The sequence below is a fragment of the Mycobacterium sp. genome (genome assembly GCF_035603715.1).
Lineage (GTDB): Bacteria > Actinomycetota > Actinomycetes > Mycobacteriales > Mycobacteriaceae > Mycobacterium.
Genome location: NZ_DATNJW010000568.1, coordinates 1 through 14408, shown reverse-complemented (window position 1 = coordinate 14408; position 14408 = coordinate 1). Strand labels below are relative to the sequence as shown.

14 protein-coding genes and 1 pseudogene are annotated in these 14408 nt (G+C 64.9%); 11 read left to right on the top strand and 4 right to left on the bottom strand.

The window, feature by feature from the left end:
- From VN856_RS23270 to VN856_RS23255, 4 genes and pseudogenes are all read left to right on the top strand, one after another.
- Positions 1 to 247: pseudogene (locus VN856_RS23270) on the top strand (hypothetical protein); the annotation flags it as partial.
- Between the two features lie 33 nt (positions 248 to 280).
- Positions 281 to 991 carry a winged helix-turn-helix domain-containing protein gene (locus VN856_RS23265; RefSeq protein ID WP_325693517.1) on the top strand — a complete coding sequence of 237 codons (711 nt, stop codon included), beginning with the start codon at positions 281 to 283 and terminating at the stop codon, positions 989 to 991.
- Between the two features lie 31 nt (positions 992 to 1022).
- Positions 1023 to 2417 (top strand): dihydrolipoyl dehydrogenase, encoded by a 1395-nt coding sequence (gene lpdA / locus VN856_RS23260; protein ID WP_325693514.1) that lies wholly within the window; start codon positions 1023 to 1025, stop codon positions 2415 to 2417.
- 23 nt (positions 2418 to 2440) lie between these two features.
- Entirely contained in the window at positions 2441 to 2713 is a 273-nt protein-coding gene (locus tag VN856_RS23255) for a hypothetical protein (RefSeq protein ID WP_325693511.1), read from the top strand.
- Here the strand turns inward: VN856_RS23255 and VN856_RS23250 are convergent.
- Both VN856_RS23250 and ramB read right to left on the bottom strand, forming a co-directional pair.
- The gene (locus VN856_RS23250) at positions 2704 to 3267 is read right to left on the bottom strand and encodes a carboxymuconolactone decarboxylase family protein (RefSeq protein WP_325693508.1); all 564 of its coding nucleotides are present in this window, start codon (positions 3265 to 3267) and stop codon (positions 2704 to 2706) included. The genes VN856_RS23255 and VN856_RS23250 overlap by 10 nt on opposite strands.
- The gene (gene ramB / locus VN856_RS23245) at positions 3264 to 4676 is read right to left on the bottom strand and encodes an acetate metabolism transcriptional regulator RamB (protein ID WP_325693506.1); all 1413 of its coding nucleotides are present in this window, start codon (positions 4674 to 4676) and stop codon (positions 3264 to 3266) included. Before ramB ends, VN856_RS23250 begins: the two co-directional genes overlap by 4 nt.
- Positions 4677 to 4867: 191 nt before the next feature.
- Between ramB and VN856_RS23240 the strand changes: the two genes are divergently transcribed.
- From VN856_RS23240 to VN856_RS23215, 6 genes are all read left to right on the top strand, one after another.
- Positions 4868 to 5662: an acyl-[acyl-carrier-protein] thioesterase gene (locus VN856_RS23240; protein ID WP_325693503.1), complete on the top strand. Its 795-nt coding sequence runs from the start codon at positions 4868 to 4870 to the stop codon at positions 5660 to 5662.
- A 264-nt stretch (positions 5663 to 5926) separates the two neighbouring features.
- A complete protein-coding gene (aceA, locus tag VN856_RS23235; protein WP_325693501.1) occupies positions 5927 to 7213 on the top strand; it encodes an isocitrate lyase in 1287 nt (428 codons plus the stop codon).
- Between the two features lie 97 nt (positions 7214 to 7310).
- Positions 7311 to 8171, top strand: a complete 861-nt coding sequence (locus tag VN856_RS23230; protein ID WP_325693498.1) for a 3-hydroxybutyryl-CoA dehydrogenase — start codon at positions 7311 to 7313, stop codon at positions 8169 to 8171.
- A 128-nt stretch (positions 8172 to 8299) separates the two neighbouring features.
- Entirely contained in the window at positions 8300 to 9550 is a 1251-nt protein-coding gene (locus VN856_RS23225; RefSeq protein ID WP_325693496.1) for a KasA/KasB family beta-ketoacyl-ACP synthase, read from the top strand.
- A 125-nt stretch (positions 9551 to 9675) separates the two neighbouring features.
- Positions 9676 to 10608 (top strand): cyclopropane mycolic acid synthase family methyltransferase, encoded by a 933-nt coding sequence (locus tag VN856_RS23220; RefSeq protein WP_325693494.1) that lies wholly within the window; start codon positions 9676 to 9678, stop codon positions 10606 to 10608.
- Positions 10609 to 10697: 89 nt separating this feature from the next.
- Positions 10698 to 11585, top strand: coding sequence for a cyclopropane mycolic acid synthase family methyltransferase (locus VN856_RS23215; protein ID WP_325693491.1), 888 nt, complete (start codon positions 10698 to 10700; stop codon positions 11583 to 11585).
- Here the strand turns inward: VN856_RS23215 and VN856_RS23210 are convergent.
- Both VN856_RS23210 and VN856_RS23205 read right to left on the bottom strand, forming a co-directional pair.
- Positions 11582 to 12601: a prenyltransferase gene (locus tag VN856_RS23210; RefSeq protein WP_325693490.1), complete on the bottom strand. Its 1020-nt coding sequence runs from the start codon at positions 12599 to 12601 to the stop codon at positions 11582 to 11584. The genes VN856_RS23215 and VN856_RS23210 overlap by 4 nt on opposite strands.
- An 18-nt stretch (positions 12602 to 12619) precedes the next feature.
- Positions 12620 to 13321: a TetR/AcrR family transcriptional regulator gene (locus VN856_RS23205; protein ID WP_325693487.1), complete on the bottom strand. Its 702-nt coding sequence runs from the start codon at positions 13319 to 13321 to the stop codon at positions 12620 to 12622.
- 269 nt (positions 13322 to 13590) lie between these two features.
- On the opposite strand from VN856_RS23205, the gene VN856_RS23200 reads away from it, so the two are divergent.
- Positions 13591 to 14408, top strand: an 818-nt coding sequence (locus VN856_RS23200) for a DUF445 domain-containing protein (RefSeq protein WP_325693520.1), incomplete at its 3' end; no start/stop codon positions are given.

The following is a 14408-nucleotide window of genomic DNA, read 5'->3' as shown; positions in this document are numbered from 1 at the left end:
TTGGTGGAGCCATGACGCCTCCCGGCATAAGACCGAGGTTGTTTTCGTCGTCCTGGCCTACGTCGTGGTGAGCACCGTCGCGGGTCTGATACTGGCGATGGTGGCCGACCGGCCGCTGGTGTCGGCGCTGGCCATCGCGATGATCTCGGCGGTGTGCGCGTCTGTCATCGGAGCAGCCCCCGTCTACGGCAAGTTCTACTGCCAACACAGCCAACGACATTGCGCAGCGGGCGTCCTGCCGTACTGAGCACCCGAACGAGGGCTGTGCAAGGCTGGCCGGGTGAGCGACAGGCGCCGATCCGCGGCCTACGGGCCGCAGGCTGATCGCAACCTCACCCCAATCGCCACCTTGATCGAGGATCCCGCGCGCTCGGCGATGCTGGCCGCGCTAGCCGGCGGGCGCGCGCTGCCGGCCGGGGAACTGGCGCGCCGAGCCGGCGTGCAGCCCGGCACCGCTTCGGTGCATCTGCGCCGCCTGACCGAAGCCGGCTTGATCCGGGTCCGCGCCCAGGGCCGGCACCGCTACCACGAGATCGCCGACCCGGAAGTGGCCACCGTGTTGGAGGCCATCGCCGAGATTGCGCCGCCGGCCCCGGTGTCCGTTGAGGATCAGCAGGCCGCGTGCGCGCTGTCGGAGGCCCGCACCTGTTACGACCACCTGGCCGGCCGCCGCGGCGTGCAACTGCGCGACCGACTGCTGGCCGTCGGAGCCATCCGGCACCTCGACGACCGCGACCACGAGCTCACCGACCGCGGGCAACATCTGGTCGAACGGCTGGATATCGACCTGGCCGCTCTGCGGGCCAGTCGGCGGGTGTTCGCCCGCTCCTGCGTGGACTGGACCGACCGTCGCATTCACCTGGCCGGGGCGCTTCCTGCCGCCATCACCAGCGTGTTCATCGCCCGCGGCTGGCTCAGTGATGCGCCCGGGCGCAGCCTGCATGTCGCCGAGCGCTTCGATGACAAGATCGATGAATGGCTGGCCACCTGATGCCCGGAGTCAGGCCATTAGGGTAGGTGCCGTGACCCACTATGACGTTGTCGTCCTCGGAGCCGGACCCGGTGGATACGTCGCGGCCATCCGCGCCGCGCAGCTGGGACTCAATACCGCCGTCGTCGAACCGAAGTACTGGGGCGGAGTCTGCCTCAACGTCGGCTGCATCCCGTCGAAGGCGCTGCTGCGCAATGCCGAACTCGCGCACATCTTCAACAAGGAAGCCGCGACCTTCGGCATCGGCGGCGAGGTGACCTTCGACTACGGCGTGGCCTTCGACAGGAGCCGCAAGGTGGCCGACGGCCGGGTGGCCGGCGTGCACTTCTTGATGAAGAAGAACAAGATCACCGAGATCCACGGCTACGGCAGGTTCACCGATGCCCACACGCTGGCCGTCGAGCTCAACGAGGGCGGCACGGAAAACGTCACCTTCGACAACATCATCATCGCCACCGGCAGCAGCACCCGTCTGGTCCCCGGTACCTCATTGTCGAAAAACGTTGTCACGTATGAAGAACTGATCCTGTCCCGCGAGCTGCCTGAGTCGATCATCATCGCCGGCGCCGGGGCGATCGGCATCGAGTTCGGCTATGTGCTGAAGAACTACGGCGTCGACGTGACCATCGTCGAGTTCCTGCCGCGCGCGCTGCCCAACGAAGACGTCGATGCCTCCAGGGAAATCGAGAAGCAGTTCAAGAAGCTCGGCGTCAAGATCCTCACCGGCACCAAGGTCGAGTCGATCGCCGACGACGGCTCGGTCGTCACGGTGACCGTCAGCAAAGACGGCAAGACCGAGGAGCTCAAGGCCGCGAAAGTCTTGCAGGCCATCGGTTTTGCGCCCAACGTCGACGGCTTCGGTCTCGAGGCCGCCGGCGTCGCGCTGACCGATCGCAAGGCGATCGGGGTCACTGACTACATGCTGACCAACGTCGACCACATCTACGCCATCGGCGATGTCACCGGGTTGCTGCAATTGGCCCACGTCGCCGAGGCGCAGGGCGTGGTGGCAGCCGAAACCATCGCCGGCGCAGAGACTTTGGCTCTCGGCGACTACCGCATGCTGCCGCGCGCGACGTTCTGCCAGCCCAACGTCGCCAGCTTCGGGCTCACCGAGCAGCAGGCCCGCGACGAGGGCTATGACGTCGTGGTGGCCAAGTTTCCGTTCACCGCCAACGCGAAAGCGCACGGTGTCGGCGACCCGAGTGGCTTCGTGAAGCTGGTCGCTGATGCCAAGCACCTCGAACTGCTGGGCGGGCACCTGGTCGGTCACGACGTGGCCGAGTTGCTGCCCGAGCTGACGTTGGCGCAGAAGTGGGACCTGACCGCAAACGAATTGGCGCGCAACGTCCATACCCACCCGACGATGTCGGAGGCACTGCAGGAATGCTTCCACGGTCTGACCGGCCACATGATCAACTTCTGACGCCGATGGCCAGGCCTAGAGCAGTGCGAGCGGAATCGGTTTGGGCCGCGCTCGGCGGTGTGCTGGCCGGTTACGTGCTGTGGCTGATCGCTTTCTCGATCGGGGACTTCCTGACGACGGCGGGTGTGTGGGGTCCGATCGTGCTGGCGGTGTCGGCGGTTTTTGCGCTGGGCGCGGCGCTGTGGGCACGGCGGGTGCGGGCGCGGGGAAATTTAACCCTGGCGGCGTTCGCGTTCGGGTTGCCGGTACTGCCGGTCCTGCTGACACTGTTGGTGCTGGCCGACACCTACCTGTGATGGCCCGGGTGGTCCAGCGGAATCTGTAAGGCCGACATCGTTGCGGCCAGACCGTCGTATTGCCCTGCCAGCAAACAGAATTCGATCAGCTGACGTCGATCGAGGTGTTGGGACAGCTGCTGGTACGCCTCCTCGCCGATTGTGCGGTTGAGGATGAATTCGTCGGTGGCACGCAGCAGCGCCCGCTGGCGATCGGTGAGCCCGCCGGCGTTCGCGGACGTGTTCGGCCAGGCGAAGATCAACTCCTGGGTCTGGTCGTCGAGCCCGCGACGACGACCTATCCAGCGATGGTGCTGCAACTCGTACTCGGAGCCGCGCAAGTGCGCGACCCGCAGGATCACCAACTCGGTATCGACCTGTGGTAGCCGGCCGCGCAGCAGCCGGGCGCCGTAGAACGCGAATGCCCAGAACAGCAACCGGCGCTGACCCAGCGTCGTGAACAGGTGCATCTCCGGTGCGCGAATCGTGCGGGCGCCCAGCTTTGCGACCACCCAGTTGATCGGGCCCAGTTCGCGGAAGCGCCCGGGTGGAATACGACCGACCTGGCCGGTCATGCGTGCTTCACCAGATAGGGCGACACGGTGCTGCGGTGCTCGTCGAGATCGAGTGCGCGGCCCAGCGCGGGGAACGCCCGCTGCGGGCAGTTGTCCCGCTCGCAGACCCGGCAGCCCGCGCCGATCGGTGTGGCGATGTCGCCCGACAAGTCCAGTCCTTCCGAGTAGACGAGCCGGTGGGCGTGCCGGAGTTCGCAGCCCAGCCCGATCGCGAAGGTTTTACCGGGCTGACCAAAGCGTGATGCGCGCCGTTCGATGGTGCGGGCCACCCACATGTACTTGCGTCCATCCGGCATCTGCGCGATCTGCACCAAGATCTTTCCCGGGTTGGCGAACGTCTCGTAGACATTCCACAGCGGGCAGGTGCCGCCTGCCGACGAGAAATGAAAACCGGTGGCGGACTGGCGTTTCGACATGTTGCCGGCGCGGTCGACGCGGACGAACGACAGGGGCACGCCGCGCATCGACGGCCGCTGCAAGGTGGACAGCCGGTGGGCGATGGTCTCGTAGCTCACCGCGTAGAACGCCGACAGCCGCTCGACGTCGTACCGGAAGTTCTCGGCGATTTCGTGGAACTGCCGATACGGCAGCACAGTCGCGGCGGCGAAGTAGTTGGCCAGCCCGAGCCGGGCCAGCTTGCGGGACTCGTCGCTGGTGAAGCTGCCCTCAGCGACCAGACTGTCGATGAGCGCCCCGTACTCCAGGTAGGCCAACTCCGCGGCGAGCTTGAACGCGTACTGCCCTGAGGGCAGGTGTCCGCCGATTTCCAGCGTCCGCGTCTCCGGGTCGAAGCGGTGAAGGACGTTGTCGCCCAGATCGATTCGCTTGATGCGGACATCGTGCACCGACGTCAACCGGTCAGACAGGTCGCGAACCAGATCGGCGCGGTGCATGCGCATCCGCACGGTGAGCTCCTCGGCTGCCGTGTCCAGCTCGTGCAGGTAGTTCTGCCGCTCGTAGAAGTAGTCGCGCACCTCTTCGTGCGGCATCGTGATCGACCCGCTGCCGCTCCCGTCGGAGAAGCGGTCCTCGGTGGCGGCCGCCAGCTGTGTGGTGGTGAGCCGATACCGCCGGTGCAGGTTGACCAGAGCCCGCGCCAACGCCGGGTGTGAGCTCACGACATCGGCCAGCTCGGACTGGTCTACCTCGACACCGAGGTCGTGGTCGAGGGTGACCTCGCGTAACTCGGCAAGTAGCCGGGTGTCGTCCTGCGAGGCGAAGAACGTCGCGTCGACGCCGAACACCTCGGTGATTCGCAGCAGCACCGCGACCGTCAGCGGCCGCACGTCGTGCTCGATCTGGTTGAGATAGCTGGGCGAGATGTCGAGCATCTGGGCTAGCGCCGCCTGGCTGAATCCGCGCTCGCCGCGCAGCTGCCGGACGCGCGAGCCAACGAATGTCTTGGCCATCGGACCAGCGTACCGCGTTGCGAAGGCTGGGTTAGCAAAATTTGCACAGCCTCGAGGATTGGCGCCGCAGCAAGGTCGTTTGGCATCATTCTGGCTTGGGGGCACCTAAGCTAGGCCGGCTAGCGGCCACGTAGTTATGTCGTGTCGCGAAGACCGAAGGCCGAGCATGAGAAGCAGCGGGGAGTAAAGCCGTGAGCCTGGACAAAGTGATGATGCCGGTGCTCGACGGGCATCCCGACGTCTTCGACCTGGAATGGCCATTACGTGTCGCCGATATCGACCGCGAAGGCCGGCTTCGCTTCGATGCCGCAGCTCGCCACATCGTGGACATCGGCCAGGATCAGTTGCGCGAGATGGGGTTCGAGGAAACTCATCCGCTCTGGATTGTGCGTCGGACGATGATCGACCTGATCCGTCCCATCGAGTTCGGCGACATGTTGCGAATGCGGCGGTGGTGTTCCGGTACGTCGAACCGGTGGTGCGACATGCGGGTCCGCATCGACGGCCGCAAGGGCGGTTTGCTGGAGTCCGAGGCGTTTTGGATCAACTTCAACCGGGACACCCAGACGCCGGCACGCATCGCCGACGACTTTCTCGAAGGCCTGCGCAAGACCACCGACGTCGACCGGCTGCGGTGGAAGGCATACCTGAAGGCCGGCAGTCGCGAGGACGCCGCGGAGATCCACGAGTTTCCCGTTCGATTCACCGACATCGACTTCTTCGACCACATGAACAACTCCGTCTACTGGAGCGTTGTCGAGGACTACCTCGCGTCGTACCCGGAGCTGCTGAAGGCGCCGCTGCGGGTGACCATCGAGCACGATGCCGCGGTGGCACTGGGCGACAAGTTGGAGATCATCTCGCACGTCTACCCGCCCGGCTCGACCGATCGGTTCGGTGAAAACCTGGCCGATCGCACTGTTAGAACGCTCACATACGCAGTGGGCGACGAGACCAAAGCACTCGCGGCGATCTTCCCGCTTTAACCGTACGGGCGTTATGCAAACGCCGGTCCTGACCTGGGGATTTAAGTTACCGGCTGGTAGAAACTGAACCGGTTCAGTTCACAAGCATCTTCGCAAACTTTGCAAAATGCGCCGTATCCCTAGCCAAAATTGGCATGAAAATGGGTGGACCAGCGCTGCTGACCTGTGCCATCTTCGTGTTAGCAAATCAGCAACGATGCTGGGGGCCTTAGCAAGCCTGGAAATTCAGGGTCCTCAGATCACCAACTTTTGAGGAGCAGTGCTATGTCGAGCGTTGGCACGCCAAAGACCCCCGAGCAGATCCAGAAGGACTGGGACACCAACCCGCGCTGGAAGGGCATCACCCGCACCTACACCCCCGCCGACGTGGTGGCGCTGCAGGGTTCGGTCGTCGAGGAGTCCACTCTGGCCCGCCGTGGCGCCGAGGTGCTGTGGAGCCAGCTGCACGACCTCGAGTTCGTCAACGCGCTCGGGGCACTGACCGGCAACATGGCCGTCCAGCAGGTTCGTGCCGGCCTCAAGGCCATCTACCTGTCGGGTTGGCAGGTCGCCGGTGACGCCAACCTGTCCGGCCACACCTACCCCGACCAGAGCCTCTACCCGGCCAACTCGGTGCCGCAGGTGGTCCGCCGGATCAACAACGCACTGCTGCGCGCCGACCAGATCGCCAAGGTCGAGGGCGACACCTCCATCGAGAACTGGCTGGCCCCGATCGTCGCCGACGGTGAGGCCGGCTTCGGCGGCGCGCTCAACGTTTACGAGCTGCAGAAAGCGATGATCGCGGCTGGTGTCGCGGGTTCGCACTGGGAGGACCAGCTGGCCTCGGAGAAGAAGTGTGGCCACCTGGGTGGCAAGGTGCTGATCCCGACCCAGCAGCACATCCGCACCCTGACCTCGGCCCGCCTGGCGGCCGACGTGGCTGACGTGCCGACCGTCGTCATCGCTCGCACCGACGCCGAGGCCGCCACGCTGATCACCTCCGACGTCGACGAGCGCGACCGTCCGTTCGTCACCGGTGAGCGCACCGCCGAAGGCTTCTACCGGGTGAAGAACGGCCTCGAGCCGTGCATCGCCCGCGCCAAGGCCTACGCGCCGTACTCCGACCTGATCTGGATGGAGACCGGCACCCCGGACCTCGACCTGGCCCGTAAGTTCGCCGAGGGCGTCAAGAGCGAGTTCCCCGACCAGCTGCTGGCCTACAACTGCTCGCCGTCGTTCAACTGGCGCAAGCACCTGGACGACTCGACCATCGCTCGGTTCCAGAAGGAGCTCGGCGCGATGGGCTTCAAGTTCCAGTTCATCACTCTGGCCGGCTTCCACGCCCTGAACTACTCGATGTTCGATCTGGCCTACGGCTACGCCCGCAACCAGATGAGCGCCTACGTCGAGCTGCAGGAGCGCGAGTTCGCCGCTGAGGAGCGGGGCTACACCGCGACCAAGCACCAGCGCGAGGTCGGCGCCGGTTACTTCGACCGGATCGCGACCACTGTGGACCCGACGTCGTCGACCACCGCGCTCGCGGGCTCGACCGAAGAGGGACAGTTCCACTAAGCCCAGGCCGTAGCCAAAAGCAATCGGCTTGACAGCGCAGGCCCCGCCCGGAAACCCTGGGCGGGGCCTGACGCATATCGAGAGGACACCTTCGACAGTGAGCAACGCGATTGAACGCGTCGGCGTGGTCGGCGCCGGGCAGATGGGCGCGGGTATCGCCGAGGTATCGGCAAAGGCCGGCGCCGACGTGGTGGTCTTCGAGCCCACCGAGGAGCTTGCCGCCGCGGGCAAGGCCAGGATCGAGGCCTCGCTGGAGCGGGCCGTCAGCAAGGGCAAGCTGCCCGCCGACGAGCGCGACGCGACGCTGGCGCGGCTGCGCTACACCACCAAGCTGTCCGAGCTGGCCGATCGTCAACTGACCATCGAGGCGATCGTCGAGAACGAGGCCGTCAAGGCGAAGGTCTTCGCTGAACTCGACGAGGTCATCACCGACCCCGACGCCGTGCTCGCGTCCAACACCTCGAGCATCCCGATCATGAAAATCGCTGCAGCGACCAAGAATCCGGGCCGCGTGCTCGGTCTGCACTTCTTCAATCCGGTTCCGGTGCTACCACTCGTCGAGTTGATCAGCACGCTGGTCACCGCCGACGAGGCCGTGGCGCGCGTTGAACACTTCGCCGGCGACGTGCTCGGCAAGAAGGTGGTGCGCTGCGGCGACCGTTCCGGCTTCGTCGTCAACGCGCTGCTGGTGCCCTACCTGCTGTCGGCCATCCGCATGGTCGAGTCGGGTGTCGCTGCGGTGGAAGACGTCGACACCGCCATCGTCGCCGGGCTGTCGCATCCGATGGGCCCGTTGCGGCTTTCCGACCTGATCGGTCTGGACACCATGAAGTTGATCGCAGACGCGATGTACGACGAGCTCAAGGACGCGCACTACGCCCCGCCGCCACTGCTGCAACGCATGGTCGAGGCCGGTCAGCTCGGCAAGAAGTCCGGCAAAGGTTTCTACACCTACTGAGGTTCCGCCGCCTGAGTTTGTCGACTAGTACGCCGTTCCGGCCAGGTTTACCCTGGGTGTATCCCGGTGACGGCGACTGGGTTCGTTGGCAAAACAGCGAGTTAAGGACCGGCGACGCTATGAACGCTATGGCGGAGTTAGCGACTGGAAGCGGGTTGACCAGCGTCGTCGTCACCGGTGCGGCGATGACGACCGCGCTCGCCACCGATGTTCAGGCCACCTGGAAGGGGTTGCTGGACGGCCAGAGTGGGATCCGCCGGCTCGACGATGAATTCATCGATGAGTTCGCGATGCCGGTCCGCATCGGTGGGCATCTGCTGGAGGATTTCGACGAGCTGCTGACGAGGGTCGAGCTGCGCCGATTTCTGTACCTGCAGAAAATCTCGACCGTGATCGGTCGCCGAGTATGGGCCGACGCCGGCGCGCCCGAAGTGGACACGGACCGGCTGCTGGTATCCATCGGCACCGGGATGGGTTCGACCGAGGAGTTCGTCCGGGTCAGCGACGACATCCGGGTACGAGGTATCCGAGCGATTTCCCCGTTGGGTGTGCAGCAGGCCATGCCCAACGCGGCCGCCGCGGCGGTCGGGCTGGAACGCGGCGCGAAAGCGGGGATATTCACGCCGGTGTCCGCCTGTGCCTCCGGCGCCCAGGCAATCGCGCTGGCGTGGCGCAACATCGTGCTCGGTGAAGCTGACATGGCGATCTGCGGCGGTGTCGAAACCAAGATCGAGGCAGTCCCCATAGCCGCGTTCGCCCAACAGGATCTGTTGTCGACCAACAACGAGGATCCGGCCGGCGCGTGCCGCCCGTTCGACAAGGATCGTGACGGTTTTGTGTTCGGCGAGGCGGCCGCGATGATGACCATCGAAACCGAGGAGCATGCAAAAGCCCGCGGCGCCAACATCATTGGCCGACTCATGGGCGCCGGCCTAACCTCAGACGGCTACCAGCCAGTGCTGGCCGATCCCAGCGGTGAGCAGGCCGGCCGCGCGATGACGCAGGCGATCCAGCTTGCCGGTCTCACCGCGGGCGACATCGACCACGTCAACGCCCACGCCACCGGCACCGTTTCCGGCGACCGCGCAGAAGCGAACGCAATCCACCGGGCGTTGGGCGCGCACGCGCCGGCGGTCTACGCCCCCAAGGCGGCGCTCGGCCACTCGTTCGGCGCGGTCGGAGCGGTGGAGGCGATACTGACCGTGCTGGCGCTGCGGGACGGCGTCATTCCGCCGACGCTGAACCTGCGAAATCTGGATCCGGAAGTGGACCTGGACGTCGTGAGCGGTGAGCCACGACCGGGCGACTACCGGTACGCGGTGAGCAACTCGTTCGCCTTCGGGGGCTATAACGTCGCGTTGGCCTTCGGGAGAAACTGAGGTCGCGGCATTAGACTTGCGCAAGCGGTTACTCTTGCTCCTCGGGGTGGGGCGTAATCTCAACCCCTGCGTCGAGCAGACTGGCGCAGTCCCTTTCGATAACTCATTCCGATTCAGGACTAACGGTGTCAGATACCTCTAACGCAACGGCAAGTGCCCAATCCAAGTGGTTGTCCAAGTCCGCCTCGCAAACTCGCGGCTCGGACAAGAAGGAAGTCCAGTTCCACTACGACATCTCCAACGACTTTTTCCGGCTGTGGCAGGACCCGTCACAAACTTATAGCTGCGCCTACTTCGAGAAGGACGACTACACGCTCGAGCAGGCACAGTTGGCAAAGGTCGACCTGTCGCTGGGCAAGCTGGGGTTGCAGCCCGGCATGACGCTGCTCGACATCGGCTGCGGTTGGGGCTCCACCATCCAGCGCGCGGTCGAGAAGTACGACGTCAACGTCATCGGCCTGACGCTCTCGGAGAACCAGAAGCAGCACATCGAGCAGAATCGGTTCCCGAACATCGACACCAAACGCAACATGGAAGTCCGGCTCCAGCCGTGGGAGGACTTCGACGAGCCGATCGACCGGGTGGTGTCAATTGGTGCGTTCGAACACTTCGGCTTCAACAAATACGACGACTACTTCAAAAAGACGCTCAATTTGATGCCCGACGACGGCGTGATGATGCTGCACACGATTATCATTCCTAGCGATGAGGAGATCAAAGAGCGGCAGTTGCCCTTGACGATGTCGCGGGTGCGGTTCATCAAATTCATCATGGACGAGATCTATCCCGGTGGTCGTCTGCCGCTGGCCGCGCAGGTCGAAGACAGTGCGACCAAGGCGGGGTACACGGTGACCAAGAAGCAGCCGCTGCGTCCGCATTACGCCCGCACCCTGGATACCTGGGCCAGCAATCTGGAAGCGAAGAAGGACGAGGCCATCGCGGTCACGTCCGAGGAAATCTACGAGCGCTTCCTGAAATACTTGACCGGTTGTGCCGACCTGTTCCGCGAGGGCTACACCGACGTCGTGCAATTCACCTGCGAGAAGTCGCCCGCGTAGCCGAATTGAGCAAAGTGCGTTATACAGATCGTTCGCAGCATACGAACCTAGCGACCCGAAGACGGGTCACTTTGAAAGGCCAATCTCAGATGACGGACAGCGGGTCGGAGGGCTCGTCGAAATTGCGGCCCGCATATGAGGACGTCCAGGCCCATTACGACACCTCCAACGAATTCTTCGGCCTGTTCCAAGACCCGACGCGCACGTACAGCTGTGCGTACTACGAGCGCGACGACATGACGCTGGAAGAAGCGCAGATCGCCAAGATCGATCTCGCACTCGGCAAGCTCGACCTGAAGTCCGGCATGACGCTGCTCGACGTCGGCTGCGGTTGGGCGTCGGTGATGAAGCGCGCGATCGAAAAGTACGACGTGAACGTGGTCGGGCTGACGTTGAGCAAGAACCAGCGCGCTTTGGGCCAGGAGATTCTCGATTCGGTCGACACCGATCGCTCGCGGCGGGTGCTGCTGCGCGGGTGGGAGGAGTTCGACGAGCCCGTCGACCGCATCGTCAGCATCGAAGCTTTCGAGGCGTTCCCCAAATCGCGTTACAAGGCTTTCTTCGACCTGTGCTACCGCATCATGCCGAGCGACGGCCGAATGGTCTTGCAGACGATCATGGGGCACCCGCTCAAGCGCTGGCCGGAGATGGGCATCCCGATCACCATGAGCGATCTGAAGTTCATGCGGTTCATCGCGGCGGAGATCTTCCCGGGCGGCGCGGTGCCGAGCGACGACGATGTCATCGAATACTCGACCAACGCAGGTTTTTCGGTGGAGCGAACGCAGAAGATGACGGCTCACTACGTCCGGACCCTCGACACTTGGTCGACGGAACTGGAAGCCGCCCGCGACCAGGCCATCGCGGTGACCTCTGAGGAGGTCTACGACCGATACATGCGCTACCTGATCGGGTGTTCCGACTTCTTCCAGCGCAATGTCTCCGAGGTCGGCCAGTTCACCCTGGTGAAGAGCTAGCGACCCGGAAGGCCGGGCACGAACGCGCCGATCGCCAGGCCCAGCACCAGCAAGGCGCCTGCTAGGCGCACGTGCACCCAGGCCAAGGCCGCGTACCACAGCGGCCACACCGGGAAATTCGCCGGCGGCTCGTCAGGCGGCGGCCGGCGGAAGTACGGCCACACCTTGACCAGCCGCGGCAGCGCCAGCACGACAATCAGGGCCGGCCACGGCATCGCCTGGGCCAGTACTGCGGCCACCACCAGGAGGGAGAAGCCGACCATCATCGCCAGCGTCACCACGCGCGCCCGCGCCTCGCCGAAAATCACCGGCAGCGTGTGGATGCCCAGCGGCTCGTCGTACGGAATCTTGTCGATGTGCTTGCCCATCAACACCGTCGTGCAGAGCAGCCCGTAAGGCAGCGACGCCAGCAGCACGTTCCAGCCCACATGGCCGACCGCCGAGTAGTAGGTGCCGCAGACCATCAGCGGGCCCCAGACCACAAAGACATCCGGTTCACCGAGGCCACGCTTCTTCAGCCGTACCGGCGGCGCCGTGTAGGCGACGCTGAGGATGAAGCCGGACAGGGCGAACGCGATCACGGGCCAGCCGCGAGCCCAGGTCAACACGATCAGGATCACCAGGTCGGCCAGGTTCACCAGTCCGATCGCGACCAGCAGGGTCCGGCGGCTGACCAAACCCGACAGCACCGGATGCGGGGCATAGAGCGCGCGCGGATAGGTGTTGCTGTCCAGACCGGTCTGGGTGTCGAACAGATCGTTCATCAGGTTATTGACTGTGTGCGCCAACAAGATTCCGATGATCGCGAGAGTGAGCCAGCGCCAATCCAATCCGGGCTGCCCGACCGCCAGCAGCGCGGCCACCAGACCGGCGAACAACGTCATCGGCAGCACGGCGGCGCGGGTGATGACGAGCCACCGGGTGACGGCGTCGGCCGGCCCGTCCGGCGGCGGATTGGTGGTGCGCAGGGCGTAGGCCCATGAGCTGAGGCGAGACCGCGTCGTTGCGTTGCTCATTCTTCGCAACGTAGTCCGCTAGTCGTGCAGCGGCGGCACTATCGGCGAGGGGTGCGGTTGGCCGCGGAATTTCTCCAACGAGCCGGCGACCTCGGCGATCCCGCACAGCGCGCTCCAACTCAGCATGGTCAGGTAGTCGATCAGCTCGTCGGCGGTCATTCTCGGGTCCAGCAGCCAGGAGTGAGTGGCCAGCTGGACGCCGCCGACGATCATGTAGGCCCACGGTTCCACACCGCCGAGATCCATGCCCTCCGGTCGCATGCGACGGCGCAGCATGACCGCGAGCATGCGGGCGATGATGCGCTCGGAGTCCGCGACGACCTTGTTCTTACCGGCGGAGTTGTTGGCCATCACGAACCGGTACGGCTCCGGTTCGTTCGCGACGGTCTCGACGTATACCCGGATGACTTCGCGGGTCAGCTCGAAGCCGTCCAGGTTCGTGGACAGCGCCTTGGCCATGTTAGGGATCAGCGTGATTTGCGCGAACCGCATCATCACGGCGGTGGTCAGGTCGTTCTTGTCGACGAAGTAGCGGTAGAGCACGGTCTTGGAGACGCCGATCTCACCGGCGATCTCGTCCATGCTGACGTACTGGCCGCGCCGCCGGATCGCTTCGATGGTCCCGTCGATCAACTCGTTGCGGCGTTCCACCTTGTGCTGGTGCCATCGTCGCTTCCGGCCGTCTGTTTTTGCCAATCCGGCCGGCACCTGCTGTGCCACTATCGCGGGGTCCTATTCGCTCGTTAGTCTCGATAGTACGGCTAAATTCCGAGTATTTCTCGCCTGGACCTCACACAACAGCGTTGTGCCTGTATGGCGGTAACTGTTACCTCGGACAACGGGCCGGCGCTCGCGCAGGTCCGGCGACCGGTGTCCTCACCGAGCAGCCAATTCGATAGCGGATGATGGGGGGCGTGGCAGTCGGACTGAATGGGGGACCCGCTCCGGGACCCAAGCACCGGGCCGATCCGCAGCGCCCGCCGACGGCGCTGACGGACCCGTCCACGCTGCCGCCGGGGCCGCAGACCAAACCCGCATCTTTGGCGGAGTCGTTCGCCGGGGCAGACCCACAAGCCGATGCCGAGCGCCGGCAGGGACTGCGGCGGATGAAGGTCGTGGCGTTGAGTTTTCTGATCGGCGCCACCGGGGTGTTCCTCGCGTGCCGGTGGGCCCAGTCCGCCGGCTTCACCGACGCCTGGGTCGGCTACGTGGGAGCCGCCGGGGAGGCCGGCATGGTCGGTGCGCTCGCGGACTGGTTCGCGGTCACCGCGCTGTTCAAACATCCGCTCGGCATTCCGATTCCGCACACCGCGATCATCAAGCGCAAGAAGGACCAACTCGGCGAGGGCCTCGGCGCATTTGTGCGGGAGAACTTCATGTCGCCCGAGGTGGTGGAGACCAAGCTGCGCGAAGCCCAGGTCGCGGGCAGGCTCGGCAAGTGGCTCTCAGAGCCGTCGCACGCCGCGCGGGTAGCGGCCGAAACATCCACTGCGCTCAGGGTTTTGGTGGAGATGCTGCGCGACGAGGACGTGCAGCACGTGTTCGACCGGATGATCGTCAAGCGCATCGCCGAACCCAAGTGGGGGCCGCCGATCGGACGGGTGCTGGCCACGCTGCTGGAGGAGCGCCGTCAGGAGGCGCTGCTGCAACTCCTCGCCGACAGGGCCTTCCAGTGGTCGCTCAACGGTGGTCCGATCATCGAGCGGGTCGTCGAGCGCGACTCGCCCTCGTGGTCACCGCGGTGGGTGGACAACCTGATCGGCGACCGCATCCACCGCGAGCTGATGGACTTCACCGACAAGGTTCG